Source organism: Streptomyces sp. NPDC029169, from assembly GCF_055563935.1.
The window spans coordinates 348,929-374,426 of sequence record NZ_JBVHXA010000002.1 but is presented as its reverse complement, the minus strand read 5'-3'; the positions used below and the strand labels follow the sequence as shown (position 1 = coordinate 374,426).

Annotated in this window: 29 protein-coding genes; 12 read left to right on the top strand and 17 right to left on the bottom strand. The window is 70.9% G+C overall.

The annotated features are described in order from the left end of the window. Positions 1-77: 77 nt before the first annotated feature. A complete protein-coding gene (locus ACZ4VI_RS05500; RefSeq protein ID WP_467996864.1) occupies positions 78-368 on the bottom strand; it encodes a cation transporter in 291 nt (96 codons plus the stop codon). Positions 369-530: 162 nt separating this feature from the next. Here ACZ4VI_RS05500 and ACZ4VI_RS05495 point away from each other — a divergent pair, with 162 nt between their 5' ends. Continuing rightward, positions 531-1,478, top strand: coding sequence for a hypothetical protein (locus ACZ4VI_RS05495; protein ID WP_467996862.1), 948 nt, complete (start codon positions 531-533; stop codon positions 1,476-1,478). Between the two features lie 52 nt (positions 1,479-1,530). Then, entirely contained in the window at positions 1,531-2,220 is a 690-nt protein-coding gene (locus ACZ4VI_RS05490; protein ID WP_467996860.1) for a copper homeostasis protein CutC, read from the top strand. 184 nt (positions 2,221-2,404) lie between these two features. On the opposite strand, the gene ACZ4VI_RS05485 is transcribed toward ACZ4VI_RS05490, so the two are convergent. The 9 genes from ACZ4VI_RS05485 to ACZ4VI_RS05445 all read right to left on the bottom strand — a co-directional run bounded on the left by ACZ4VI_RS05485 (position 2,405) and on the right by ACZ4VI_RS05445 (position 7,173). After that, positions 2,405-3,190 carry a JmjC domain-containing protein gene (locus tag ACZ4VI_RS05485; protein WP_467996858.1) on the bottom strand — a complete coding sequence of 262 codons (786 nt, stop codon included), beginning with the start codon at positions 3,188-3,190 and terminating at the stop codon, positions 2,405-2,407. A 13-nt stretch (positions 3,191-3,203) separates the two neighbouring features. Continuing rightward, complete coding sequence (locus tag ACZ4VI_RS05480; RefSeq protein ID WP_467996856.1) at positions 3,204-3,671, bottom strand: hypothetical protein; 468 nt, start codon at positions 3,669-3,671, stop codon at positions 3,204-3,206. Positions 3,672-3,746: 75 nt separating this feature from the next. Further along, positions 3,747-3,980 (bottom strand): DUF397 domain-containing protein, encoded by a 234-nt coding sequence (locus ACZ4VI_RS05475; protein ID WP_467996854.1) that lies wholly within the window; start codon positions 3,978-3,980, stop codon positions 3,747-3,749. A gap of 92 nt (positions 3,981-4,072) precedes the next feature. Continuing rightward, positions 4,073-4,285 (bottom strand): hypothetical protein, encoded by a 213-nt coding sequence (locus tag ACZ4VI_RS05470; RefSeq protein ID WP_467996853.1) that lies wholly within the window; start codon positions 4,283-4,285, stop codon positions 4,073-4,075. Between the two features lie 100 nt (positions 4,286-4,385). Then, the gene (locus ACZ4VI_RS05465) at positions 4,386-5,234 is read right to left on the bottom strand and encodes a helix-turn-helix domain-containing protein (protein ID WP_467996851.1); all 849 of its coding nucleotides are present in this window, start codon (positions 5,232-5,234) and stop codon (positions 4,386-4,388) included. A gap of 26 nt (positions 5,235-5,260) precedes the next feature. Beyond that, on the bottom strand, positions 5,261-5,788 hold the full coding sequence (locus ACZ4VI_RS05460; protein ID WP_467996849.1) for a DUF6879 family protein: 528 nt from the start codon (positions 5,786-5,788) through the stop codon (positions 5,261-5,263). Continuing rightward, positions 5,766-5,993 (bottom strand): hypothetical protein, encoded by a 228-nt coding sequence (locus tag ACZ4VI_RS05455; protein WP_467996847.1) that lies wholly within the window; start codon positions 5,991-5,993, stop codon positions 5,766-5,768. The genes ACZ4VI_RS05460 and ACZ4VI_RS05455 overlap by 23 nt, the downstream gene beginning before the upstream one ends. 93 nt (positions 5,994-6,086) lie before the next feature. Beyond that, positions 6,087-6,296: a DUF397 domain-containing protein gene (locus ACZ4VI_RS05450; protein ID WP_467996845.1), complete on the bottom strand. Its 210-nt coding sequence runs from the start codon at positions 6,294-6,296 to the stop codon at positions 6,087-6,089. Positions 6,297-6,321: 25 nt separating this feature from the next. Further along, positions 6,322-7,173, bottom strand: coding sequence for a helix-turn-helix domain-containing protein (locus ACZ4VI_RS05445; protein WP_467996843.1), 852 nt, complete (start codon positions 7,171-7,173; stop codon positions 6,322-6,324). A gap of 239 nt (positions 7,174-7,412) precedes the next feature. On the opposite strand from ACZ4VI_RS05445, the gene ACZ4VI_RS05440 reads away from it, so the two are divergent. Next, positions 7,413-7,718: a hypothetical protein gene (locus ACZ4VI_RS05440; RefSeq protein ID WP_467996841.1), complete on the top strand. Its 306-nt coding sequence runs from the start codon at positions 7,413-7,415 to the stop codon at positions 7,716-7,718. Then, positions 7,718-8,122, top strand: a complete 405-nt coding sequence (locus ACZ4VI_RS05435; protein WP_467996839.1) for an ATP-binding protein — start codon at positions 7,718-7,720, stop codon at positions 8,120-8,122. The genes ACZ4VI_RS05440 and ACZ4VI_RS05435 overlap by 1 nt, the downstream gene beginning before the upstream one ends. 173 nt (positions 8,123-8,295) lie before the next feature. On the opposite strand, the gene ACZ4VI_RS05430 is transcribed toward ACZ4VI_RS05435, so the two are convergent. Then, positions 8,296-10,668: an LPXTG cell wall anchor domain-containing protein gene (locus ACZ4VI_RS05430; protein ID WP_467996837.1), complete on the bottom strand. Its 2,373-nt coding sequence runs from the start codon at positions 10,666-10,668 to the stop codon at positions 8,296-8,298. Between the two features lie 185 nt (positions 10,669-10,853). On the opposite strand from ACZ4VI_RS05430, the gene ACZ4VI_RS05425 reads away from it, so the two are divergent. Further along, complete coding sequence (locus ACZ4VI_RS05425; RefSeq protein ID WP_467996835.1) at positions 10,854-11,780, top strand: hypothetical protein; 927 nt, start codon at positions 10,854-10,856, stop codon at positions 11,778-11,780. Positions 11,781-11,878: 98 nt separating this feature from the next. Here the strand turns inward: ACZ4VI_RS05425 and ACZ4VI_RS05420 are convergent, their stop codons facing one another. Next, the gene (locus ACZ4VI_RS05420; protein ID WP_467996833.1) at positions 11,879-12,325 is read right to left on the bottom strand and encodes an anthrone oxygenase family protein; all 447 of its coding nucleotides are present in this window, start codon (positions 12,323-12,325) and stop codon (positions 11,879-11,881) included. Between the two features lie 92 nt (positions 12,326-12,417). Here ACZ4VI_RS05420 and ACZ4VI_RS05415 point away from each other — a divergent pair, with 92 nt between their 5' ends. Beyond that, entirely contained in the window at positions 12,418-12,996 is a 579-nt protein-coding gene (locus tag ACZ4VI_RS05415; protein WP_467996831.1) for a TetR/AcrR family transcriptional regulator, read from the top strand. Positions 12,997-13,201: 205 nt separating this feature from the next. Here the strand turns inward: ACZ4VI_RS05415 and ACZ4VI_RS05410 are convergent, their stop codons facing one another. Then, positions 13,202-13,939 carry an SDR family oxidoreductase gene (locus ACZ4VI_RS05410; RefSeq protein ID WP_467996829.1) on the bottom strand — a complete coding sequence of 246 codons (738 nt, stop codon included), beginning with the start codon at positions 13,937-13,939 and terminating at the stop codon, positions 13,202-13,204. Between the two features lie 83 nt (positions 13,940-14,022). On the opposite strand from ACZ4VI_RS05410, the gene ACZ4VI_RS05405 reads away from it, so the two are divergent. Further along, positions 14,023-14,880 (top strand): aminoglycoside phosphotransferase family protein, encoded by an 858-nt coding sequence (locus ACZ4VI_RS05405; protein ID WP_467996827.1) that lies wholly within the window; start codon positions 14,023-14,025, stop codon positions 14,878-14,880. A 96-nt stretch (positions 14,881-14,976) separates the two neighbouring features. Next, entirely contained in the window at positions 14,977-15,654 is a 678-nt protein-coding gene (locus tag ACZ4VI_RS05400) for an esterase/lipase family protein (protein WP_467996825.1), read from the top strand. On the opposite strand, the gene ACZ4VI_RS05395 is transcribed toward ACZ4VI_RS05400, so the two are convergent. Then, positions 15,651-17,660 carry a HelD family protein gene (locus ACZ4VI_RS05395; RefSeq protein ID WP_467996823.1) on the bottom strand — a complete coding sequence of 670 codons (2,010 nt, stop codon included), beginning with the start codon at positions 17,658-17,660 and terminating at the stop codon, positions 15,651-15,653. The genes ACZ4VI_RS05400 and ACZ4VI_RS05395 overlap by 4 nt on opposite strands. 239 nt (positions 17,661-17,899) lie before the next feature. Here ACZ4VI_RS05395 and ACZ4VI_RS05390 point away from each other — a divergent pair, with 239 nt between their 5' ends. Next, the gene (locus tag ACZ4VI_RS05390; RefSeq protein WP_467996821.1) at positions 17,900-18,073 is read left to right on the top strand and encodes a hypothetical protein; all 174 of its coding nucleotides are present in this window, start codon (positions 17,900-17,902) and stop codon (positions 18,071-18,073) included. Positions 18,074-18,153: 80 nt separating this feature from the next. Here ACZ4VI_RS05390 and ACZ4VI_RS05385 read toward each other — a convergent pair whose 3' ends face one another. Further along, complete coding sequence (locus ACZ4VI_RS05385) at positions 18,154-18,717, bottom strand: DNA-binding protein (RefSeq protein ID WP_467996819.1); 564 nt, start codon at positions 18,715-18,717, stop codon at positions 18,154-18,156. Between the two features lie 108 nt (positions 18,718-18,825). Between ACZ4VI_RS05385 and ACZ4VI_RS05380 the strand changes: the two genes are divergently transcribed. Together ACZ4VI_RS05380 and ACZ4VI_RS05375 are read left to right on the top strand one after the other, a co-directional pair. Beyond that, the gene (locus ACZ4VI_RS05380; protein WP_467996817.1) at positions 18,826-19,251 is read left to right on the top strand and encodes a hypothetical protein; all 426 of its coding nucleotides are present in this window, start codon (positions 18,826-18,828) and stop codon (positions 19,249-19,251) included. 21 nt (positions 19,252-19,272) lie between these two features. Beyond that, entirely contained in the window at positions 19,273-20,436 is a 1,164-nt protein-coding gene (locus tag ACZ4VI_RS05375) for a serine/threonine-protein kinase (protein ID WP_467996815.1), read from the top strand. Here ACZ4VI_RS05375 and ACZ4VI_RS05370 read toward each other — a convergent pair. Continuing rightward, complete coding sequence (locus ACZ4VI_RS05370) at positions 20,433-22,088, bottom strand: DNA repair helicase XPB (RefSeq protein WP_467996813.1); 1,656 nt, start codon at positions 22,086-22,088, stop codon at positions 20,433-20,435. The genes ACZ4VI_RS05375 and ACZ4VI_RS05370 overlap by 4 nt on opposite strands. A 125-nt stretch (positions 22,089-22,213) precedes the next feature. Here ACZ4VI_RS05370 and ACZ4VI_RS05365 point away from each other — a divergent pair, with 125 nt between their 5' ends. Next, positions 22,214-22,792 carry a Uma2 family endonuclease gene (locus ACZ4VI_RS05365; protein WP_467996811.1) on the top strand — a complete coding sequence of 193 codons (579 nt, stop codon included), beginning with the start codon at positions 22,214-22,216 and terminating at the stop codon, positions 22,790-22,792. On the opposite strand, the gene ACZ4VI_RS05360 is transcribed toward ACZ4VI_RS05365, so the two are convergent. Beyond that, positions 22,789-25,488 carry a helicase-associated domain-containing protein gene (locus ACZ4VI_RS05360; RefSeq protein ID WP_467996809.1) on the bottom strand — a complete coding sequence of 900 codons (2,700 nt, stop codon included), beginning with the start codon at positions 25,486-25,488 and terminating at the stop codon, positions 22,789-22,791. The two genes, ACZ4VI_RS05365 and ACZ4VI_RS05360, sit on opposite strands and share 4 nt — an antisense overlap. Positions 25,489-25,498 lie beyond the last annotated feature (10 nt).

The window sequence follows — 25,498 nt, the reverse complement described above, 5'->3', positions numbered from 1 at the left end:
TCGGTACAGCGGGAGGTCGGGGGCCGGGACCCATGAACGGACGGGCCCCGGCGGCCGGGGTGGCTCGGGCCGAACGGTCAGGCGCGGCCGGTGAGTTCGTAGCCGGCGTCGTCGACGGCGGCGGCGATCGCGGCGTCGTCGGGCGCGCCGCCGGTCGTCACGGTCACCAGGCCGCCGGCGATGTCGACGTCCACGGAGATGACGCCGTCGAGCGCGCTGACGGAGTTGGTGATGGCGGTCCGGCAGTGTCCGCAGGTCATGCCCGACACGGCGTAGACGGTGGCGGTGCTCTCGGCGACAGCGGTGGCGGTGGTGGCCTCGCCGGCGTTGGTCGAGCAGCTTCCGTCAGGAGTACAGCAGGAGCCCATGTTCTTTCCTCCTCGCTAGGTGAATACCCTCGGGGGGTATCGACTGAGTCCATGTATACCCCCCGGTGGTATCGGACGCAAGTGTCCGCCTCGACTTGACTTGATACCCCCCAGGGGTATGGTGAAGTGCATCGAACGGTACTCACGCACGGGAGAGCTGCCATGAACACCGGAGTGAAGATCACCGCCTTCGCCGCCGCACTCGCCGCGACCTTCGGCACCGCGTACGGGGTCGGCAAGGGCGTCGGCCCCATGGGCGAGCCCGCGAAGGCGGGGCACGGGGAGCACGCGGCGGCCGAGGCGAAGGGCCATGCCGGTCATGAGGAGGGTGCCGCGAAGGCTCCGGCCGCCGGCGGACTCCAGGTCTCCGAGGGCGGCTACACGCTGGCCATGGAGACGCCGAAGCCGGCCCAGGGGCGGAGCGTCCTGAAGTTCTCGATCAAGGACGCGGCGGGCAGGAAGGTCACCGCGTACACCACCGAGCATGGCAAGGAACTGCACTTCATCGTGGCCTCGCGCGACCTCACGGTCTTCCGCCACGTGCACCCGGTGCGCGCGGCCGACGGCACCTGGTCGACGCCGGTCGACCTGCCCGCCGCGGGCGCCTACAAGGCCTTCGCCGACTTCAAGCCCGCCGGGAAGGACGCCAAGGGCGTCACGCTCGGCGTGGACCTCGCCGTACCCGGCGCGTACGCCCCGCAGCCGCTGCCGGCCACCGCGCCGACCGCGACCGTCGACGGCTACGAGGTCAAGCTGGGCGGCACCCTCGACCCGGGCAAGGCGGGCGAGTTGAAGCTCACGGTCAGCAAGGGCGGCAGGCCGGTCACCGACCTGGAGCCGTACCTCGGGGCGTACGGCCATCTCGTCGCCCTGCGCGACGGCGACCTCGCCTACCTGCACGTGCACCCCAACGAGGGCGGCCCCGGCCCGGACGTCTCCTTCACGGCGACGGCGCCAAGCGCCGGGACGTACCGCCTCTTCCTCGACTTCCAGCACGGCGGGAAGGTGCGGACGGCGGCGTTCACGGTGCATGCGGGGGCGGGTCACGCGACCACCCCGGCTGCTACCGCTGAGGCGACGCACGGTGCGGACGGGCACGAGCACAGCTAGTCTGTTCATTGGACTAGACCTGTCTGCCGTCATTCATGGAGGAATCGGCTCGATGAGCAACCGTGCGGTTCTAGAGGTGATCGCCCTCGACGAGCGGGACGCGGTCGCGGCCCAGACCGGCGGGGCGGACCGCCTCGAACTGGTCACCGACATGGCGGCGGACGGGCTGACCCCGTCCCGGACCGGCTTCGAGGCGATCCGCGCGGCCGTGGACATCCCGCTGCGCGTGATGCTCAGGCTGACGGACGGCTTCGCGGCAGGCGACATCGACGCGCTGGTGTCCCGCGCGTCCGACCTCCGGGAGGCGGGCGCGGAGGAGTTCGTGTTCGGCTTCCTGACGGCGGACGGCGACGCGGACCTGGTGGCGGTGGAGCGGCTGATCGCCGTCCTGGACGGCTGCCGCTGGACCTTCCACCGGGCGATCGACCGCGCGGCCGACCGCGACGCGCTGCGCAAGCAGCTCGCGGACCTGCCGGGCCTGGACACCTACCTGACGGCGGGCGCGGCGACCGGCGTCGACGACGGCCTGCCCGTCCTCAAGGCCGAGGCGGCCCGGACGGGCGAGCCGGGCTACGAGCCCCGGATCCTGGTCGGCGGCGGCCTGCGCCTCGACCACCTCCCGCACCTCCGCGCGGCCGGCCTCGACGCCTTCCACATCGGCGGCGCGGCCCGCCCGAACGGCTGGATGGCCCCGGTCGACGCGGACGCGGTCCGGGTGTGGCGCGAGGCGCTGGACACCTAGGGCGCGTAGGACGCGCCGACGACAGGGGGCGTCCCCTCGGAGGAGGGGCGCCCCTCGCTGTCGCTCCCGTCAGGTCGTGTACTCCAGCTCGGTCATCGCAGCCTCTCGTACCGCCGGCGCGAGAAGGCCGATGTCCAGGGCTTCGAGGTATTTTACGAGCGCGTCTCGGGTGCCTCTCAGGCTGTCAGCGAGGCGCGCCCTTGACGTTGCCGGGCGGGATGATGCGGCGGAAGTCGGGATCCTTGATCACGCCTGCGATAAGTTTCTCCGCCAGCCACACGGGCGTCCGCTCACGCATGGCGAACGTGAGATGGACGCTCGGTTCGTCCGCGTCGACGACGTGAGGGTTGTGCACCCAGCCTCTCGGGAGCAGCAGTGATTCCCCGGCGTGCAGATCGACCTCGATGTCAGGCCCGGCTGTCTCCCAGGCCGGGATGTATTCGTCACGCCAGACCCGCCAGCTCTCGTTGAACTCGCGCATCGGCGCTTCCACAGGCGGTCGCCACAACTGCCACCTCTTGGTACCGGCCGTCTGCACGATCACGGCCATCTGCTGGTCCCAGTGGTGGCGAAGGCCCTGCCGGCCTGGCGGCGTCAGAAAGGCGTGGATGTAATTCGAATAGCCAGTCTCCCGCTGGATGCCCCTGGAGGCCTCGGCAAGGAACGGGATGACTCGCTGAAGGTTCCCCAGCCGGATCGTGTGCCCACAGTCGTGGAGCTCGCGCAGCTTCACCGGGTCGGTACGGCCGTGGGTCATGTAGGCGTTTTGGTTCAGGGAAGGGTTGGGAGCGCGTACGACAGCGATCTCGTTCGCCGTTACGCACCCCGTCTCGACATACGAGGTGAGAGCCGCCGAGCTGATCAGTCGGTCCAGCTCTGTACGGCCGCGCACGTACACGCGAGGCTCGTCCGGCCAGGCGCTCACGAGGTCGGTGACGCCTTCCTCGGGGAGTAGGAGGCGGAGCGACATGACGTCCCTTCTTCTAGGTCGGCGGCAACGGGCACGGGATCACCGAGTCCTTCTCGATCTCACTGAAGATCCGATGTGGGCAGGACACCACCGAGAAGGAGGCGAGACTCGCAGCCTTCGTGTAGTAGACCCACACCGCATCCGATCCATGGCTGAGGGTGTCCAGGGCGGCGGCCACCTTCTCTTCGAGCGAGATGTAGGCCCGACCGGAGTCGTCACGGATGAAGGGCGGGTTCTCCTCATAGACACGTCGCAGCCATGCCACCGCGTGGTCGGCGCGCGTCCAGGTTCGCTCACGCGTGGTCTGCTCCTTGCGCATCAGCCAGTGGCGAACCTGCATGGGCGGTAGTCGAGAGGAGAGGAACTCCCTGGTCTGCATGTCGCTGGGATCGAGACCCGGTCGGCGCTGGCTTTCGACACCGTACGCGTCTCGGCTGCCGATCCACGGTCCGTATCCGTGGAAGTGCACCTTCCCGGCCATGGACACCTCTCAGTTGGGTGAGAGGGGCCGCACCCGTCTGCATGGGGGGGGCGGCCCCTGCGCTGTCCGTATGAGCTAGACGAGGCGCCGCTGCTTCACCCATCCGAGAGCGAAGTTGTCCAGCTCGGTCACGGTGGCGCGCAGTTCCAGGCCGGCACCGGCGGGCTTGGTGTCGTGCAGAACGAAGCCGTCGGTCGTTCCCGGAATCCGCGCGAACTCGATGCACGACTCGTGCTCGCCGCCCAGGTTGCCGCCGCAGAACTTCGTGAATTCCGCGCCTTCGATGGGCCGGTTGTAGAGATCGTCCATGGGGAGCAGGCCTCCTCAGTCACACCAGAAGTGCGGGGAGACGGTCCCCGCGCCGTGAAGCGTTTGCGCCGCCCGGCCTCGACCGGGATTGGTCACCGGTGCTTCTCGATCCACTCGGCGAGCGTGGCCGCCATCGCGGCCGAGCATCCGCCGAGGTGCACCAGGTCGCCGCCGCCGGCCACCGGGCCATCGAAGCGGAGCGAGGGGAAAGTCATGTCGATGGCGGCCAGCGCCGCGCGGAGATCCGCGGTGGCCCTGAGGCCTTCAACGTCCTTGCATTCCACTTGCGTTGAACCAGTGCTCATGGCGATCACTCCGTAAGGCGAAACGGCATCGATGACGTTTCGTAGAGGATCGGCTGGGCGGCTCTGCGAGCTCAACAAACTTGCAGGCCCTTGCAGATCTTCACCCCAGGGCGCTGATCGCATCCGTGATCAGCGCCCGTGCCTGCGGCCCGTAGGAGGCGATCGCGGCGAGTTCGGCGAACATCCTCGCGTACGTGCCGACCTCACTCGGCTGCTTCACGGTGACCTGTGCCGTGGCCAGCTCGATGATGACCTGCTGGTCGTCGAAGATCCAGAAGCCCTCCAGTGGCCACATGACCCGATCGGCGGACATCGGGATCACCCCCAGGCTCACCTGCGGCAGAGACGCGACGGCGAGAAGGTGGCCCAGTTGCGCGGCCATTACCTCGGGGCTGCCGAACCTGGACCTCAGAGCGGATTCCTCCAACAGGAAGCCGAAGCGGCGGTTCGCGTCGCGGAGCACGTGCTGTCGCTCGACGCGCACCTTGACCGCAGCCTCTGCGTCATCGGGGATCTGACGGAACGCGATGATTCGGCTCATGATCGCCCGGGCGTAGTCAGCTGTCTGCAGGAGCCCTGGGATGACCCCCGGCTCGTAGACACGGAAGCGATGGGTCCGCTCATAGAGAGGTACGTGCGCTTGTTGGCCTCTGCGGAGACCCTCTCGCTGCATCCTGCGCCACTCGACGTACATTTCGCCGATGTTGTGCGACTTGGCTACGAGATCTGCGTACAGCTCAGGGACACCGCACAGCTCGCAGTACAGACGGATGTCGTCGTTCGAGGGTGATGTACGCGCGTTCTCGATTCGGGAAGCCTTCGACTCGCTCCAGCCGGCACGAGCCGCGAAGGCCCGTGCCGTCATGCCGGTCAGTCTGCGGATCTCCCGGAGCCGGCGCCCGAGCGCTACGCGTTCCTCCTGGACGGCGGAGAACGGTGAGGACGGCACTGGCCTGGCCTGTTCGGTGTCCGCGATCAGACCGGCCGGTACTCCGCGTGAGGGATGGCTCGATTCCACACAGCTTCGAACGACCCCATGCAGAGGTCGCGGATCACGGCATCGGTCGTGACCTCGATCCATTCGCCCGGCGCACACTCACCGTTGCCGTCGAAGTGGAGTACGAGTACGAGTTCGTCGTCGAACACCCAGAAGTCGTTCCCAGGGAACGCTATGTCAGTCGCGTTCCTCCGAGGCAGCCAACGGATCTCCTCTCCCGCCTTGACGTTGGCCTCGGAGACGTGGTGCTCGAACTTGATGTAGTCCGACTCCGGCACCGAGAAGACCCGGGCGCGACGGACCGATACCCCTCTGTCCGTAGCATTACGGACCCACTTGAGCCATGGCCTGAGATCGGGGTCGTTGTCCTCGGCGGAGTCTCGGACGCCGGCCTTCCATGCGACGTAGCTCGGGTCCGACTCCATGTACGTGTCGCGCATCTCCAGATGCACTGCCGAATGACGAGCCGAGCTGAGCAGCTCCTCAAACGTCGGGACCTTCGTCACCTTTCACCTCCAGGAAGAACTGGACCATGCGCCTCGGAAGCTCGATGACGTCCTCGTGATCGGGGATGTCCATCTGCGACCGGCGCTCATCGTCGTTGATCTTGTAGCCCTGGACCACGTAGGTGTCGGTCTCGTCGTCCAGATAGATCGTGGGAGACCCGCCGTCCTTGCTCTCGGGATCCTTGCCAAGCTTGCGCAGAGCCACAATGTCCTCCTTGCTCGAGGCAGACGATGTCTGGGGCCCGAGCTTGCACCGAACGCCCCCGTGAACGCACGGAACTTGCACAGACTTGCAGCGTCATGCGCTTCGCGGCGCCTGTACTTCCTCAAGGAAGGCCTGCCACGATCGGACGCCGAAGCGCAGGAAAGGACCGCCCGCGCGCTTGCTGTCACGTACGGCTGCACCGCAGGAGAGATCGGCAACCTCTACGCAGTCGCCACCGCCGGACCCTCCGCCGCTGTAACTGCTCTTGCGCCAAACGGTCTTGCCATGCTCGGAGGCAATCACGGTTCGTACCTCGACTTCCTGTCGGTCACAGCTCTCGCCTGACTTGCTGGATCAGATCGAGACTGTCGGCAGGGCTCAACGCCGCTGATCTCAGCGAGTCGAAGGCGAGCGTATAGGAACGGGTCTCCTGCGGAGTTTCCATGTGCAGGGTCCCCGTGACGTGCTCCACGCAGACCACATCGGAGAAGGCCCGGGTCGGAAAGCCGAAGAGGACGAAGGCGCCAGTGAGTCCGACATGAGCCCCGGCGGAGATCGGAAGCACCTGGATGTCGACGTTCGGCCGCTCGGCCACGTCCAGCAGACGATCGAGCTGCGGGCCCATGACCTTGCCGCCACCTACCTCGCCACGAAGGGCGGCTTCGCCCTCGATGACGACGATCCTCGGCGGATCGTCCCTCTCCAGCACCTCTTGGCGCTGCATGCGCGTCTGGACGAACTTCTCGGTCTGCTCGCGGCTGAACATCTCCGGGTTGGACCGATACAGCGCGCGTGCGTAGTCGGGGGTCTGGAACAGCCCGGCGATCAGGAGCGGTTGATACGACCTGATGTAGTCGGAGGTCTGCTCGTAGTCGATGTGATCCGCGTACGACGGCAGCGTCGCTCCGAGATGACGCGTCCACCCGGGCTCGCTCCCCCGCCGGGCCAGCCCGACCAGCCCCTCGACCAGAGCGGCGTCCTCCACTCCGTAGAACGTGAGCAGATCGCGCAGTTCACCGAGTGAGATCCCGAGCCGCGCGTTCTCGATGCGGCTGATCTTCGATCGGTGGCAACCGATCCGTTCGGCCGCTTCCTCAGGTGTCTTCCCTGCCGCCTCTCGCAGCTGCACCAGCGTCGCCGCGAGTCGACGGCGTCGGACAGTTGGTCGAAGTTCGACCATGTGATGCCCCCTCAGAGCCGCTCGGATCCCCCAAGAGTAGTGCGGTGGCGGGAGGTTGGAACATTTTCCATTTGTTTCGGTTGCGGATGGAGCACGTGCGGGAGCACTCTGGTTCTGGTCGCTCGCCGTGACACCTCATGAGCGCTGGGTGACTTCGGCCTGCGGCGAATCAATGAAAGGACCCCCGCGACCGAGCGACCGGTCCGGGGGCATGGCCAACGCTTTCGAGGAGCGTCAACGTGACGAACACTATCGCCCACCTCTTCGAGCCGCTGTTGCGGCTGCTCTTCCCTCCATCCGGCAGGCGCCGTCGAACGACCGTGTGGACCGGCCCTGTCCCGCACCCCGCGATGCCCGCCATCCGCCCGTTCCGGTCCTGGCCGGTACTGCACGGCGAGGACAGCCCTGTCGTACGTCCCTACCTCGCCGCGCACGAGCAGCGGGAGGCCTGCCGGGCACAACGGCAGCGTCGACGAGCGCTGTGGCTCGCGGTGCACGGCATCGACGTGGGGCCGCGACTGATTCACGGCGTGGAGGTGGCCTGATGGATCATTCATCCACGGTCGTCCTGCGGTGGAGCCGCAGAGCCCGGAACGTCGGCCGGGCGCGGGCGGAGTTGCGCACGGCGCTAGGCGCCTGGGGGTTGAGCCGGATCGAGGACGCGGCCTCGCTCGTCCTCTCGGAGCTGCTGACCAACGCGATCAGGCACGCCCGAACCGCGCCCGACCGGGACGTCGAGACACGCTACCTCCGGATCGACGGGGGGCTTCGCCTAGAGGTGCACGACGCGTCGGAGGTACGACCACTCATGGCGCTTCCTGTGGCCGAGGCGGGCGGCGGCTGGGGGCTTCCCCTGGTCGACGTGCTGTCGGAGAAGTGGGGCGTGTCCGACTGGGAAGGTCCCGGGAAGTTCGTATGGGCTGAGCTGTCGGCCGAAGCGGCGCCATAGGCACCGCCGGGACCGCCCCTCTTCCGCAGAGGTGGTTCCGTCGCGTCCGGTCCGTCGCACCAGGTCCGTACGGCGCGTTCGGGAAGAGTGACGACAAGGGCGCCCCCTCCTTCGAGGGGGCGCCCCTGTGCTGTGCCGAGGTGCGGGTGCGGGTCAGTGCTCCGTGGTGCGGGTCAGTGCTCCGTGGAGGTCCTTCGGCGCTTCTTCCACGCGATCACGGCCGCGCCGGCCGCGAGGAGGGCCGCTGCCAGGCCGGCCACCGTCCCCATCTGCGTACCGGTGTCGGCGAGTCCGCCGTCGGCCCGCGGCGGCTGGGTGTGGCCGCCTCCGGTCGGTGCCGGGGTGGACGGCGCCGGGCTCGTCGGCCGGTCCGTCGGGGTCGGCGTCGGGGCGGGCGTACCGGTTCCGCTGGGCGTCGGCGTCGGCTCCGGCGTGGGGTCGCCGGACGGCGTGACGTGGGTGTTGCCGCCCAGCAACTGCGTACCGGTGTCGCGGTAGTCACGCGGTGCGATCTTCGAGCGGTCGGTGATCTGCGGCAGCCGCGGGTTCTCGACGTCGAAGCGCACCTTGGTGATGTTCTGCTTCGGTGCCTTGGAGAAGTCCACGCCGCCGACGCTGTACGTGTAGACGATGCCGCCGTACTCGCGCTCGAACTTGTAGTCGCCCTCCTTGAAGGACTTCACGTACCGCTTGTATACGTCGTTCTTGTCCCACTTCTCGCCGCGGATCGGCCAGCTCTTCACGTCGTTGCTGCCGATGATCCGGTGGTAGTCACCGGCCTTCTTCCGGTCCTGCTGCATGACCCACTCGGCTGCCACCCGGGAGGTGTAGACGCGGCGCAGGTCGGCGTAGATCGGCTCGTCGCTCTTGTTGATCTTCTCTTCGATCTTGGGGATGACGTACTGCTCGATCAGCCGCTGGTTGTGCTGGATCTGCGCCTCGGTGAGGTTGCACTTCTCGCCCGGGACGGGGGCGCTGAACTCCTGCGGCACCGACTTCACCTTCAGCGGGGCGTCCAGGATGTAGATGCCGCCGTCCTGCTCGCGCACCTGCGCGGGCTTCGGCTCGATCCAGTTCCGCACACTGTGCAGGCACGGGGCGCCGCCCACGCGGGCGAGGGAGTCCCAGACCCGGGCCGCGTCCTCGTCCTTGGGGTTCAGGAACGCCGCGTAGTCGTGCTTCATCTGGAGGTCGGCCTCCAGGAGGACCCGTCCGGCGTCGGTCGTGCCGAACTTCTCCTCCATGACCCGGTTGGGCTCGTCCGGGTTGAGGTTCACCCAGAACTTCTCCGGGGTGAGCGCCATCCACGTGAAGAACGAGTCCGAGACGAGCTGGGCCTTCTCCGCCCCTCCGAAGGAGGGGTTCTCGTCGGCGTCCGGGTTGATCCCGGCCTTGTACGAGTAGTCCAGGCCCTTGCCGTTGACCGGGGTGCCGACGTAGCGCAGCTCGAGGGTGGAGAAGTCGACGCCGCCGGGGCCGCGCATGCGCTGCGAGGCGTTGGCGTCGGCGCGCTCCGCCGCGGCGATGCGGCGGGCCTGCTCCCGGTTCTTCGGGGAGCCGTTGGCCGTCCGGTCGGCGGCGCCGTTGGCGGAGCAGATGCCGCCCGCGGCCGCGAGGGCGACGGTGCCGGTGCCCGGGGTCTGGCAGGCGGGGTTCAGGCTGCCGGAGGGCTTGTTGTAGCCGGTGTTGTTGTTGTACTTCGGCTGGGGCGTCGCGGCGTGCTTGTAGCTGCCGATCTTCCCCTTGCCGTCGGCGTCGACCTCGGCGAGCTTCCGCTTGGTGAGGCCGTCGGGCTCCTCGCCGAAGATGTAGACGACCTTCCAGCCCCGGCGGGCGAGGGCCTTGTCGACGTGGATCTCGTTGTAGTCGAAGCGCCCTCCCGCCTTGTACTCGTAGATCGTCTTGGTCTTCGGGTTGACCGCGTCGAACCGGCGGTCCTTGTTCGGGAACTTGTCGCCGAGCTCCCTCTTCAGCTCCTCGTGGAGCTTCTTGTCGATGCCCTTGAGCGAGCCCTGGCACAGCCAGTCCGGGCCGCCGAGCTTGTAGTGCCGGGTGACCTGGCGTTCGAAGCCGGCGCCACGCTTGCCGTTGCCCTCGAGGCGGATGACGCTCTTCAGCCACCCGTCGAAGTCGGTCTTCGACCAGCGCTTGCTGACGTCAGTGTTCGCCTGGTTGCGGTTCCAGCGCGCGTAGATCTGCTTGTGGCGGTCCTTGGGCCACTTCTTGGGATCCTTGCCGTAGCTGTCCAGCTCGTCCTGGTCGGCGGGGAGCTGGAGTCCGTCGTAGCCGAGGGACGGGTTGTCGTAGTCGTAGACGTGCTGCTCGGCGTTGGGCGTGGCGTCCCGGCCGTTGGCGCCGGGCAGGGTGTTGGCCGGCGGCGGGGTGTCCGGAGTGCCGTACTTCTGGTCGCAGCGGTTCTTGCGCGGTGCGGCGGTGGCGTCCTGGGCGTCCAGGAAGGGCAGTCCGCCGGCGAGGAGCCCGGCGCTTATGGCGATGACCGCCGCGCGCACGCCGAAGCGCGTACGTATGCGGGTGAGATAGCTCAACTGGGTTCCCTGGGGGGCAGGGAGGAGTACGGGCAGCGCGCATAGCCCCCGTCATGACGCTGCCATGACACACACTAGGGCAGCCTCTTCCCGATGGCGAAGGGGGCCACGCGGGGCGTGAGTTGCGTAACTGCCGGGTGTGGCTGACTCGTTCGCGGCGGGAGCGGGGTCATAGGGTCATGGGCATGACCCGAGGACAGACTGTGCGCACCGGCGGAGTACCGGACCTCATCGTGTGGATCGATCACGTCCCGGAGGCGATCGACCGGCTGCGGGAGGAGTGGCTTCCCGAAGAGACGCGGCTGGATTTCACCGTGGAGTCGCTGCCCAGGCTGGAAGCAGCCCTGCTGGCCGCGGAGACGACGGGGGACGGCGACGTCGCACTCGTGAACGACGCCGTGGCCTATCTCGGGGAGGTCCTGCTGAGCGTGGGGGGCGGAGGCTGGGGGTGGGACACGGCGCAGGGGGGCCGTCCCGTCGTGGTGCCGGACGCCGCGCTCGGGCTCGCGCCGGTGGAGCCGAGGCTGCTGATCGACCGGGCGCTGGACACCCGTACCGGCGAGGAGTTCGCCGCCGCCGCGGCACGGCTGCGCGACTCCGTGGCCGGGCTGCGTGAGGAGCGGCCGGAGTGGGAACCGGTCAAGGAGCACACGCCCGGGGTGGACCCGGAGCCGCGGGTGGCGGGCCATCCCTGGCTGACCGGCTGGCTCGCCGAACGGGAGCGGGCCTTCGCCGCCTGGGTCCAGGAGACCGGGCGGCCGGCGGACACCTGGGACTTCTCCCCGGCCTCGCTCGACGCGCTGGAGGACCTGGTCAAGGAGCGTGTCGCCGGCAAGGAGCAGTTCGCGGCGGCGAGGCCGGGGCCGTTCCTCCAGGGCGCCGCCTGGTACGTAGGAGAGGTGGCGCGCCGCACGCGGGGCGCGGAATGGGCGTACATGGACCCGGAGGAGCACGACAGCACCTGGGCGGGCAAGCCGTACATGACCCAGCCGGGGGTACGGGACGGCAACATCGCCTCCCCGATGGCGGAGCTGTACGCGGCCGCGGTGATGGCGGGGGAGGGCGAGAGGGGGGTGCTGCGGGAGCGGCTGAGCTGGTACAAGGAGCGCTGACCTGCCGGTCGCCGCGGACCCGTTCCTGGAGTTCGGTGGCCCGCCGCCGCCAGGGGAGTGGGGATCGTGCGCCACCGGCGCGGTGTCGGCCCGCGGGCTCAGGCGAGGGCGGCGACCAGCAGGGTGAAGGCGGCGATGATGACGGCGACGCGGACGTAGTGGAAGCGGTCCCAGCGGTTCATCTGCTCCTTCCAGTCCTCGGGCCGGTTCTCGGGGGTCCACGTCTTGCCCCGGTTGTTGATCGGGACGAGCAGCAGAAGCGACATGACCACGCTCAAGATCAGCAGCGCGCCGGCGATGACGACGAGGCCGGCGCCGGGGCGGTGCCATCCGGCGACGGCCCAGACCGCGACGAGGACGAGCGAGGTGATGTACCAGACCGGCATCACGGCGCCGAGCATCCGGCCCCCGTGGGCGCGGCCGAGCACGCCGCTGTCCTCGGGGAGTGCCTTGAGGATCGGGTTGATGACGAAGGCGACGGAGAACTCCACCCCCACCATCACGCCGACGACCACGGTGGTGAACACCTCGAGTGCGTTGACCATGATGACCCCCTCCAGGGATCTAGCGTTGCTAGCCGATGAGGCAACGCTAGTACTGCCGCCGCTCGATTGTCTAGCAGTGCTAGGATCGAATCATGTCGGTACAGGAACGCAAGGAACGCGAACGGGCGGAGCGCGAGCGCCTCATCGTGGCGACGGCCCGCGAACTCGCCGAGCAGCAGGGCTGGGACGCGGTCACCACCCGCCGGCTCGCCGAGCGCATCGAGTACAGCCAGCCCGTCCTCTACAGCCATTTCCGCGGCAAGCGCGAGATCATCGGCGCCGTCGCCCTCAAAGGCGCCGCCGAGATGGCCGCGTCGCTGCGGGCCGCGGCCTCCGCCGCAGACGGCCCCCGCACCCGGGTCACCGCCCTGGCCCGCGCCTACCTCGACTTCGCCGAACGCAACCCGGCGGTCTACGACGCCATGTTCCAGCTCGACGGCGGCCTGGCGTTCGCACGCGAGGACACCCCCGAGCCGCTGAAGGACGCCTTCGCCGCCTTGCTGGAGAACCTCGGCGAGGTCGCCGGGGACGGCGTCCACCCGGCACTGTTCACCGAGACGTTCTGGGCGGCCCTGCACGGACTGGCCACCCTGACCCGGGCGCGACGGCTCCCGCCGGAGGACACCGAGCGCAGGGTGGAGCTGCTGGTGGACCGGCTCGCCGTGCTCTGACACACCGCCCCAGCGGGCACGCAGCCTGGGTCCCCGGACCCCGCTGCCTGCCTCCGGCATTGCTTCCGGTCACTCGCGCCCACACGGCACAGCCGCAGACCGCCGGGCCCGTACCCCCGACGGGGCACCCGCCCCGGAAGCCACGGTGCTCATTGATCACGACCCGATACGCGCCCCAGGGGTCAGGAGGTACCAGTCGGGCCGGTCAGCGGCCGCCCGCCACCCGCAACACCGTGCCCGTCGTGTACGACGCGTCGTCCGACAGCAGCCAGGCCACCGCTCCCGCGATCTCGGCGGGGCGGCCCGGGCGGCCCAGGGGGGTGATCAGGGCCGCCTTCGCCGGGCGGTCCGGGTCGCCCATCGTCGCGTGCATGTCGGTCTCGATGACGCCCGGGGCCACCGCGTTGACCCGGATGCCGTCCGGGCCCAGTTCCTTGGAGAGGCCCACGGTCAGCGCGTCGGTGGCCGCCTTCGTCGCCGCGTAGTGGACGTACTCGCCGGGGCTGCCGAGCGTGGCGGCGGCGGAGGAGATGTTCACGATCGCCCCGCCCCCGCGCCCCGCCATGTCCCGCGCCGCGCGGCGGCAACACAGCAGGTACCCCAGGAGGTTGACCTCCACCACCCGGCGCAGGTTCTCCGTCGTGGCGTCCGCGAGCCGCCCCAGCGGGCCCGTCACGCCCGCGTTGTTCACCAGGCCTGTCACGGGGCCCAGTTCGGCCTCCGCCGTGTCGAACAGCCGCTCCACGTCCGCCTCGACAGAGGTGTCGACCTGCACGACGACGCACCGGGCGCCAGCCGCCCGCACGGCCGCCGCCGTCTCCTCCGCGGCGCCGGCGTCCCGTACGTACCCGAGCGCCAGGTCGTGACCGTCCGCCGCCAGACGTACGCAGGTCGCCGCGCCGATCCCCCGGCTCCCACCGGTGACGACAGTCGTACGGGACATGGTGTTCCACCCTTCTCGCGGTCGCGCCGCACCCACCGTAATCCGATGGCCGCACCGGACGATCGCTGGCTACCCTCACCGCCATGGTCGACCTCGTGCGCAGACTGATCGCCGCCCAGTTCCCGCAGTGGGCGGAGCTGCCCGTCACGCGCGTGCCGTCGGCCGGTACGGACAACGACATGTACCGGCTCGGAGAGCGCCTCGCCGTCCGGCTGCCCAAGACCGCCGAGACCGCGGGCTCGATCGCCAAGGAGCAGCGCTGGCTGCCGCACCTCGCCCCGCATCTGCCGCTGCCCGTGCCGGTTCCGGTGGGCCACGGCGTGCCCGGGGAGGGCTTCGCGCTGCCCTGGTCGGTGTACGACTGGCTGGACGGGGCCAACGCCTATGACGAGCCGATCGCCGATCTCGCCCACGCCGCAACAGAGTTGGGACGCTTCGGCGCCGCCCTGCGCCGCGTGGACGCGACCGGCGGCCCGAGGTCGTTCCGGGGCGGCCATGTCAGCGAGTGGGCGGAAGGCGCCATGGAGGGCGCGATCCGGGAGCTGGGCGCCGAGGGCGTCTTCGACGCGGACTTCGTGGCCGGCGTGTGGGAGTCGGTGCTGCGGCTGCCGCAGTGGGACGGCCCGCCCGTGTGGATCCACGGCGACCTGCTGCCCGGCAACGTGCTGGCGCGGGACGGCCGGCTCAGTGCCGTCATCGACTTCGGCGCCGTCGGCACCGGCGACCCCGCCTGCGACATGATCGCGGCCTGGACGCTCCTCACCGCCGAGACCCGCCCGCTGTTCCGCGAGGCCGCCGAGGTCGACGACGCGACCTGGGCCCGGGGCCGGGGCTGGGCCCTGTGCTTCGGCGTGGTGTCGGAGCCGTACTTCCGCGACACCAACCCCGTCCTCGCCGCCGTCGCCCGCCGCACCCGGACCGAGGCGCTCGCCGAGTTCTGACCCGCATTGACAGGGGGCTGTTCATCCCAGCTCCCAGGCCTCACCATGCTCCCGACCACTCGTGCTGCTCGTACGTAACACCTCGTAGGGGGAAGCGTGTTGAGGCTCCGTGTCGCGATCGTTCCGTTGCTCGCCCTGCTGTCGCTCCTCCTCGCCCAGGCCCCGGCTCAGGCCGTCTCCCGTACCCCCGTCGTCTTCGTCCACGGCTACAACGCCGACCCCGGCGTCTGGGGCGCGCTGCGCGAGGACCTCAAGGCCGACGGGTACACCGACGCCGAGCTGTACTCCTTCGGCTACGACACCCACCGCTCCGTCAACGAGGTCATCGCCGGTGAACTCGCCGCGTACGTCGAGGACGTCAAGCGGCGGACCGGCGCGAGCCGGGTCGACCTCGTCGCTCACTCCTTCGGCAGCCTCGTCACCCGCTGGTACGTGAAGTTCGACGGCGCCGGCCAGTCGTCCGTGGCCCACTGGGTCTCCCTCGCCGGCCCCAACCACGGCACCAGCACCGCATGGGCCTGCGCGCTGTGGGACCAGGCCTGCCGCGACATGACCCCGGGCTCGTACGTACAGAAGCGGCTCGCGGAGGGCGACGAGACCCCCGGCGCCGTCCGCTACGCCACCTGGTGGTCGAACTGCGACGAGGTCATCAACCCGGACAGCAGCGTCCCGCTGACCGGCGCCGCCAACAACGCCGCCGGCTGCCTCGACCACAATGCGCTGCTCGGTGACGACGCAGTGTCCCGGGGAGTCCGCGCCTTCCTCGCCTCCTAGCCCAACTGCTCGGGCAGCGGCGAGGAGTGAATGACCGTCAGGCCGGACACGGCACGCGTCAGCGCCACGTACAACCGCCGCAGTCCCGTCCGCTCGTCCGGCTCGCCGTCCACGACGGCCGCCGGGTCGTCCAGGACCACGTAGTCGTACTCCAGGCCCTTCGCCAGCGAGGCCGGGACGAGCGTGAGCCGGGACTCGGCCGTCGTCTCCTCGCCGGGGGAGAGGTACGCGAGGCCCGCGGCGGTCAGCGCCTCGGCCAGCGGGGCGATCCGGGCGTCGGCGGCGATCAGGCCGATGGAGCCCTCGTGCTCCAGGGACTCCACGCAGGCCGCGACCACGTCCGCGTCGAGGTCGGCCGACTTCCTGACCGACAGCGAGCCCGGGTTCTCCCGGACCGACTCGACGGCCGCCAGGCCCGGGGACATGTGCGGCAGCAGCCGGGAGGCGTACGCGATGACCCCGCGCGGCACACGGAAACCGGCGGTCAGCTCCTCCACCACGGCCTCCGGCTTGCCCAGGTGCGTCAGGGCCTGCGCCCAGCTCTCGGTCGCCCAGGGCGTGGTGCCCTGCGCGAGGTCGCCCAGGATCGTCGCCGAACCGGTCGTGCAGCGGCGGCCGACGGCGCGGTACTGCATCGGGGACAGGTCCTGCGCCTCGTCCAGGACCACGTGCCCGAGCGAGTGCGTACGCTCCACCAGGTCCTGCGCCTCGTCGATCAACACCGCGTCCGCCACCGACCACGTGGCCGACTTCACCGACCGCGCGGGCTTCGCCCACAGCAGCAGCTTCTGCTCGTCGGCCGTCAGGACGCCGTCCGCGTGCTCTGCGAGGAACTCGGCGTCGCTCAGCAGCCGCAGCACCAGCTTCGCCGGATCGACCGGCGGCCAGACCGCCTTCACGGCCGCCTTCACCGCCGTGTTGCGGGCCACCGCGTCCTGCACCCGGTCGTCGGGCGCCTCGCCCGCCTGCTCCATGCGCACCAGAACGGCGTGCGCGATGCGCTGAGGCAGAGCCTCGCGGGCGGCCCCGTAACGGATGTCGCGATCGCGCAACTCGCGTACGATCTCCTCCAGTTCGTAGGCGGGAACCCGCCAGCGCCGCGAGCCGCGCACCACCATCAGCGGCTCCGCCGGCAGCGTCACATGCGACCAGACCGCCCGCCGAAGCACCTCCGCCATCCGCGCGTCGCCCTTGACGACCGCGGTGGCCGCTTCGTCCGTGCCCCGCACCTCGACATGCGCGACGAGGTCGTCGACGGTCGCCTGCCGCACCTCCAACTCGCCGAGGGCGGGGAGGACTTGCTCGATGTACTGGAGGAAGGACCGGTTCGGTCCGATGACCAGCGTGCCGGTGCGGGCGAGCCGCTCGCGGTGCGCGTAGAGCAGGTACGCGACCCGGTGCAGGCCCACCGCCGTCTTTCCGGTGCCCGGGCCGCCCTGGACGCAGACGCTGCCGGCGAGCCCGGACCGTACGATCTCGTCCTGCTCGGGCTGGATGGTCGCGACGATGTCCCGCATCGGCCCGACGCGGGGCCGCTCGATCTCGGCCTGGAGCAGTCTGCTGGTCTGCTCCAGCTCGGTGGGGTCGGAGAGATGCTCGTCCTCGTACGCGGTGAGGTCACCGCCCGTGTAACCGAACCGGCGCCGCAGCCCGACGTCCTGCGGGTCCTTCTTCGACGCGCGGTAGAACGGCTGGGAGACGGGCGCGCGCCAGTCGATGACCATGGGGTCGCCGTCGGCGTCGTGGACGTGCCGGCGGCCGATGTAGAAGCGTTGGCCCTCCTGCGTGGTGTGCAGGTAGTCGAGCCGTCCGAAGAACAGCGGAGTGTGGGACAGATCGGCGAGCGCCTTGATCCGCTCCTCGATCTGGCGGCCGAGGACGAGGGAGTTGACCCAGTTCGCGGTGACGTCCTTGATGTCGAGCGCCTCGACGTCCTCGCGCATCGCGCGCAGCGCGGCGCGCGAGTCGGCGAGATGGGCGCGCTCGCGCGCGAGTGGGTCGGACATGGCGGTGCCTCCGAGTATGCGTACAGATGCGTCATGACTGGGCGACCGCCGGTTTCCGACCGGACGGCGGCGCTCCACGGGGGAGGCGGGGAAGTCGGAGATCGTACCCTCGGGGGCGCGGGCGAGGCGAATGGTTTTCGCGGGGGAGGACCCGTAGGGGATGGCGTCCGACCTGAGGGGGACGGGAGTTCTACCCCCAGCCGGATGTGTTCGGAATGTCCGAATTCCATCATGGAGACATGACCACAGCGACCTTCACCCCGGCCCGTACGATCCCCCACCCCCTGGGCGTCGCCCTCCGAGCGATACGCGCCTTCGGCGGCGCCGCCGTGAGCGTCGTGCTCCTCGGCGAGTACGCGGAGGAGGCGGGGGTGAGGAACCCGCGCCCCGAGTACGTGGGAGGCCCGGACTGAGTACGACACCCCATGCCGACGCCCTGATGGACTGACCGGCGTCCCTTCTGACCGACGTCCCCTTCTCGCCGCCGGCCGTCCTAGGCCGGCGGGGTCAGCCGGCGCACCAGGGTGACCGCCTCGTCCGTGCGCCCCGCCCCGCACGTGCGCAGGATCTCGGCCAGGCCCGGGTGCCGGGCCTCGACCAGGGCGGCCGCATCCAGGAGGTCGACCGCTCCCGCCGTCGAGGTGAGCAGATCGCGCAGCCGTCGTACGAACCGGAGATCGGCGTCCGCCGAGGACTCGGCCGCGGGGGCCGCGTCGCCGGTGACGGTGGTACCGAGCGAGTCCTGGCCCGGGGTCCGGCTGGCGCGCACCTCGGCGAGGCCGGCCGGTACCGCCGAGGCCGGCACCGTACCCGCGCGGACGTCGCGGGCCAGGTGCAGCAGCGCGGAGAGCCGCGCCGCGGCGTCGGGGTTGGCGATCCGCGCGCGCTGCCCGCGCATGACGAGACTGAGCATGGCCGGGGAGACCCCCAGGGTCTCCGCGAGACCCGACTGGGTGACCCCGAACAGCGTGCACAGCTCCCGGCAGAGCTCCCCCAGGGGGGCTCCGTACCACTGACGCTGGAGTTCCAGATTGCGTGCCGTAGTGGTCTGGTCCATGTCCTCACGCTAGGGCGATCGATTGACACTTGTCAAAAGAAGTTTTCATGTGTCAATCTCCGGGTGGAAGGCATCCACCGGCGCCCCACTAGCTGATTGGTCATCACCATGCCCTGGAAGCGCACCTCTTCACTGCTCGCCGTCGTCGTCGCGGCCGGCCTGACGCTCACCGCCTGCTCTCAGGAGGTCGGCTCCGACACCAAGGCCGGCTCGAGCGCCTCGTCCAAGCCCTCCACCGCCGCCCCTGAGCCCTCAGACGCGTCCGGCGCGGTGGAGGCCCCCAAGGACCTGCCCGCCGGACTTCCCCTTCCAAAGGGCGAGTTGACGTCGGTCACGGGCGACACCGGCGCCTATGTCCTCACGTACCGCACCGAAGACTCCAAGGCCGTCCTGGACCAGTACCGCAAGGCCCTGGAGGGCGCCGACTACACGGTCGTGGACATCGCCGGTACCTTCACCGCCACCTCGGGCGCGAACGCGGTGCAGATCACCACCAGTGGGGACCTGGTCATCCTCACCCTCGCCGGCTCCTGATCCGGGGATACCCTTCCCTGCATGGAGGCAGGGGGGATGCTCGCCGACCGGTACCGCCTCGTCGCGCCGGTCGCGCGTGGGGCGCAGGGCACGGTCTGGCGGGCGGTCGACACGCATGGCGGCGGTGACGTCGCCGTGAAGGTGCCCGGGGGGATGTGCGGGAACGCGGACGTCGAGTCGCTGCTCAGGCTGGTCTGCGAGCAGTCCGTGCGGATCGGGCACCCGCACGTCCTCGCCCCGCTGGACTGGTTCGTCCGTGACGCCGAGGCCTGGCTGGTGCTGCCGCTCGTGCGCGGCGGCACCCTGGCGGGACTGCTCGCCGACTACGGCGAACTGCCCCTGCCCGTCGCCCTGTTGATAGCCGAGCAACTCCTCGACGCGCTGGCGGCGGTGCACGCCGTCGGGCTCGTGCACCGTGATGTGAAGCCCTCGAACGTGCTGCTCGCGGCGACCGGCGAGGGCCGCCCGCACGCCTTCCTCGCCGACTTCGGCGTGGCCCGCGTCCTCCCGCACCTCCAGCTCACCTCGCCCGCGTGCGTGCCGGGCACACCCGACTACCTCGCACCGGAGATCCGCGCCGGGGCGGCCAGTTCACCGGCCCAGGACGTCTACGCGGCCGGACTGGTCCTGCGCGCCCTTGGCGGCCCGCCCGCCCTGGTCGCCGCGATGCTCGCCGACCGCCCGGAGGACCGTCCGTCGGCCGCGGCAGCCCGCGACGAGACCGCCCGGGCGCGGCAGGCCCTCGGTCCTGAGCGGTGGCCGGTGATCTGGGCGGACGAGCCCTTCGTCGTACCGGACCAGTTCGCCGACGCCCCACCGGCCCCGGCCCTTCCCGCCGCCCCGCCGGCCCCACCCCTCCCGTCCGCCCCGCCGGTCGTGCCGGGAGGACGCCGACGCGCCACGGGTGTATGGGTGGCGGCCGCCGCCGTGGCCGGTGCCGCGCTGATCGCCGTGGCGGTGGCCGTCGCGCTGACGGCCACCGAAACCGAGAAGGGCAGCCCGCCGCCCCGGACCGTACCGGCCGACACCGTCATCGGCCCGGCGGACCCCGCAGGCCCCACGGCGTACGCCGAGTGCACCTCCGGCGAGGAGCTCGACCTCGAGTTCAGCCCGGAGGGTTACGCGCTCCTCTGCGCGCACGTCCCCGGCACCCGACGCTACGAGTGGACCCCCAGCGCCGGCTAACCGACCGGCTCGTCGTCCGCCAGCAGCTCGTCCGCGTCGACGATCCGGTACGCGTACCCCTGCTCGGCCAGGAACCGCTGGCGGTGCGCCGCGAAGTCCTGGTCGATCGTGTCGCGCGCGACGACCGAGTAGAAGTGCGCCTGGTGCCCGTCAGCCTTCGGCCGGAGCACCCGCCCGAGGCGCTGAGCCTCTTCCTGCCGGGACCCGAAGGTGCCCGACACCTGGATCGCGACCGTCGCCTCGGGCAGGTCGATGGAGAAGTTCGCCACCTTCGAGACGACGAGGACGCTGATCTCGCCCTCCCGGAACGCGTCGAAGAGCTTCTCGCGCTGCGCGTTAGACGTCTCGCCCTTGATGACCGGCGCGTCCAGGTGCTCGCCGAGCTCGTCCAGCTGGTCGATGTACTGGCCGATGACGAGGATCTGCTGCCCGGCGAACCTCCGCACCAGCGCCTCGGTCACCTTCCGCTTCGTCGCCGTCGTGGCGCAGTAGCGGTACTTCTCCTCCGTCTCGGCCGTCGCGTACGTGAGCCGCTCCGTGTCCGTGAGGTTGACCCGTACCTCGACGCAGTCGGCGGGCGCGATGTACCCCTGCGCCTCGATCTCCTTCCACGGCGCGTCGAACCGCTTCGGGCCGATCAGCGAGAAGACGTCGGACTCCCGCCCGTCCTCCCGGACGAGGGTCGCCGTAAGGCCGAGCCGCCGCCGGGCCTGGAGGTCGGCGGTGAACTTGAAGACCGGCGCGGGCAGCAGATGCACCTCGTCGTAGACGATCAGGCCCCAGTCGCGGGAGTCGAAGAGCTCCAGGTGGGGATAGATCCCCTTCCGCTTCGTCGTCAGCACCTGGTACGTGGCGATGGTGACCGGCCGGATCTCCTTCCTCGTACCGGAGTACTCGCCGATCTCGTCCTCGGTGAGCGAGGTCCGCCTCACCAGCTCGTGCTTCCACTGCCGCGCGGAGACCGTGTTCGTGACGAGGATCAGCGTCGTGGCCTTCGCCTGCGCCATCGCCCCGGCGCCGACCAGCGTCTTCCCGGCGCCGCAGGGCAGCACGACGACGCCGGAGCCGCCGTGCCAGAAGCCCTCGACGGCCTGCTTCTGGTACGGGCGCAGGGCCCAGCCGTCCTCGGCGAGGTCGATCCGGTGCGCCTCGCCGTCCACGTAACCGGCGAGGTCCTCGGCCGGCCAGCCCAGCTTCAGGAGCGTCTGCTTGATCTGCCCGCGCTCGGAGGGGTGCACGACGACGGTGTCCTGGTCGATCCGGGCGCCGACCAGCGGCTGCACCTTCTTCGAGCGGAGGATCTCCTCCAGGACGGGGCGGTCGGTGCTGGTCAGGACGAGCCCGTGGGTGGGGTGCTTGGAGAGCGTGAGCCGGCCGTACCGTGCCATGGTCTCGGCGACGTCCACGAGGAGCGCGTGCGGCACGGGGTAGCGGGAGAACTCGACGAGCGCGTCCACGACCTGCTCGGCGTCGTGCCCGGCAGCCCGGGCGTTCCACAGCCCGAGCGGCGTCACCCGGTACGTGTGGATGTGCTCGGGCGCCCGCTCCAGCTCCGCGAACGGAGCGATGGCTCGGCGACAGGCGTCGGCCAGCTCGTGGTCGACCTCCAGGAGCAGCGTCTTGTCGCTCTGGACGATGAGTGGTCCGTTCACGCGCGATCAGGTCCTTCCGGGCCGTTCCGGTGACGGCCAAATATCCAGTGTGCCTGAGGCCCGGCCGATGTCGGTGGGGGCTGCCACACTGAAGGCGACCGGTTCCACGAGAGGGAGGTGGCGAGATGAGCGTCGCGCACGATCCGCACTATGGGCCCTGGACCATAGAGGAAGTCCTGGCATTGGGGGAGGACCGTGGTCAGCGTCGTGAATTGATGGGGGAAGCGCTCGTGATGTCTCCGGCTCCGGGATTCAAGCACCAGCGGGCGTCCCTCCGCCTGGCGATGCTGCTGGATCGCGCAGTTCAATCCTCGGGAGCGCCCGCCGAAGTCCTTGAGGCGGTCAATCTCGTCCTGCCCGACGGGCTCTTCATCCCGGACATCGTGGTCGTGGAAGCCGCCGCTGCCGCAGAGAACCCGGTGACGTGCGACGCAGACGCCGTGCTGCTCGTCGTCGAGATCGTCTCGCCGTCGTCGTCAGGCCGCCGGACCGACCGGCTGCTCAAGCCGCCGTACTACGCGGAGGCGGGCATCGAGCACCTGTGGCGGCTCGAACTGGAGCCGGTGCCGACCTTGGTCGTATGCGAGCTGCAGGATGGCCGCTACGTGGAGCGGACGGTCGCCGAGGCGGGGCGGACGACGCTGATTGAGAAGCCGTTCCCGGTGGAGGTCGATCCGGCCGCTCTCGTCGCCCCCAGGTCCTAGACCTGGTCCTCCGCCAGTTCCGCGACGCCCGTGATGCGGTGCAAGGGGTACGTGCGGACCTCGTCCGCCGTGTGGTCGTAGCCCGTCACGAAGCCGCCCTCCACGCGGACGGGGGCGATCACGCGCTGGCTGGCCGCGCCCTCCGCGTTGACGTAGCCGATCCAGACGGCGGAGCCGGTCATCGCGGCGGCCTGGACCGTGGCCAGGGTCTCGGCGGGGGACGTGCGGGGGAGTTCGCCGGCCGCCATCGGGGCCGCCGGTTCCTTCCGTACCGCCGTCGCGGCCAGGTCCCCGGCCCGGATCGCGCGGACCGCCGCGCCGAGCAGGGTCGCGTCCGGGGCGGGCGGGCCCTCGGGGACGGGGGCGGGCGCGGTGCGGGGGCTGGTGCGGTAGGCGTCGGCGCGGGTGATCAGGACGTCGCCCGCCGCGGACTCGGCCGCCGGGGCGTACCCCATCGACCGCAGCCCTTCGAGCAGCGCCGCCGGGTCCGTCTGGGCGGCGAGCACGGTCGGCGCGAGGCGGCGCAGCCGCAGCGACGCGGACCGCTTGTCGGCCAGGATCTCGCCGAGGAGCGCGTCGTCGTCGCAGCGTACGTACGCGGAGGCGGCCCCGATCCGGAGGTGGCCGTGCCTCCGTGCCACGTCGTCGATGAGGTACGAGAGCGGCTGCGGCACCGGCGTACGGGAGTGGGCCTTCAGGAAGTCGTGCAGGTCGGACGCGCTGCGGCCGGCGTCGAGCGCCCGGCGCACCGAACCGGGCGTGAACCGGAAGACGGTCGCACCACCCTTCGACTCCACGTCCGCGAGAACGGAGAGCATGTCGGCGAGCGGGCGCTGGAGCGGCCCCGGCGCGACGGCGGTGAGGTCGGCCTGCAGGAGCACGTGGTCGACGGCCTCGGGGAGGAGCGGGGCGAGCAGGGTCGCGGCCCGGGACGCGGCGACGGACAGCTCGACGCCGTGCTCGGCCACGGGCTCGGCGGCCGCCTCGGCGATGGGCAGATTGAGCAGCGCCCGCGCGGGCGAGGCGAGGGCGCCGCGCCCGGTGATCCCGAGCATCTCGGCCTCGGTGAGGGTCCACAGGGCGATCCGGGAGCGGAGGTCGGTGGGGACGGGGGCGGGGGAACCGGCGGTGGCGGAGCTGGGGCCTGTGCCGTACGCCGTAGCGGTGCGGGCGCCGGTTGCGGTCCCGGAGGCCGTGCCGTACGCCGTGCCGGGAGCGCCCGTACCGGTGCCCGCCGCGGCGCTCGTACCCCGGCCCGGGGCCGCGCCCATACCCGTACCCGTACCGGAACCCGCACCTCCGCCCCGCAGCGGCCGTTCCCACCGCAGCCTGGCCAGCAGCGCCTCCGGGTCCGCCGCCGCCCCCGGCGGCAGCGTCGCCTGGAGGGTGAGGACCCGGCGCCGTACCTCCGGGGCCGCGCCCCGGTCGAGGTCCGGGCCCAGGACGGACAGCGTGCGGCCCTTCGCGTCCTGGCCGCCGACGAGGCCCGACGTCCGCGTCCCCACCAGCCACGACGTGGCGAGCCGGGCCCAGCGCTCGGCGGGCGGCAGGTCGAGCCAGTCGTCGTACGCGGGCGTCGGCGCGTACCGCTCGTCCGCCTCGCCGTCCGAGGCCAGCAGCCCCGCCCCGTAACAGAGCTCCAGCCAGAACGCCGCGGCCTGCTCGGTCACGTCCAGCGCGACGGCGGTCCGCTTGAGATCCCGTACGGACATCCCGCCCGCGCGCAGCACGGCGGGGCCGCCCTGGTCCCAGCCCTTCAGCAGCTCCTCGACCGTCGCGATCGCCGTGTACGCCTGCCCGGCCGCCGCGTTGTCCACAACCTGGGGACGGTATTCGCGCAGGACGGTCAGCTCGGGCGCGTGCGGCTCGGGCGTGCGGTGCGCCCGGCCGCCGCGCAGATGCAGCGCCGCCTCCCGGGGCAGGACGACCGTCCGGGGCGAGGCGGGCAGCAGCAGGCCGCGGTCGCGCAGCCACTGGACCGGCGGGGCCGGGTTCGCCGTGACCTCCCCGTACGGCGGACCCCACACCAGCCGGTCGAGCACCGCCAGCGCTTCCGTCGGCGCCGTGTCGAGCAGCGTGCCCATCCGCTCCCGGTTGGTGAACAGCTCCGTCAGGGCCGCCACCGCCGACACCGGATCGTGCGTCGCGGGCAGCCCGGCGGCCGCGATGATCTCCTGGATCCGGCCGGGCGACATCCCCGCCGTGGCCTCGGCGACGGTCGGCCCGAGGCCGGTCGGGGACGGGTGCTGCGGGGAGGGCGCGAGCAGCTCCCGCGCGGTCCGTACGAGCCGCAGCCGGTCCTCCTCGCCCCAGACCAGGGCCTGTTCGCGCAGCACCTCCACGGCCCGGGGCAGCGCCGCCTCGATCTCCGGGTCGCCGTCGTCGCCGGTGAGCAGCGCGAGGAGTACGGGATACGGTGCGGGGTCCGGGGCCACGGCCAGCGCCTCGGCGGTCTGGAGCGCGAACCGGTCGAGCCGTTCGAGCGCGCGGACGACGGAGGCGCGGGTGCCGGCGCGGGTGGCGAGCTGGGTCAGGTCGTTCGGCACGGGGGAGAGCAGATCCGGGCGCGCGCGCAGCAGCGCGGCCAGCCCTTCGTCGCCCCGCGCGCGCAGTGCCTCCGCGAGCGTGCGCGGCGCGGCGGCGCCGCCGGTTCCTGCGGGCACGTGCGCCTCCCGATCGAGCTCACCGATCCCCATCCGCCCCACG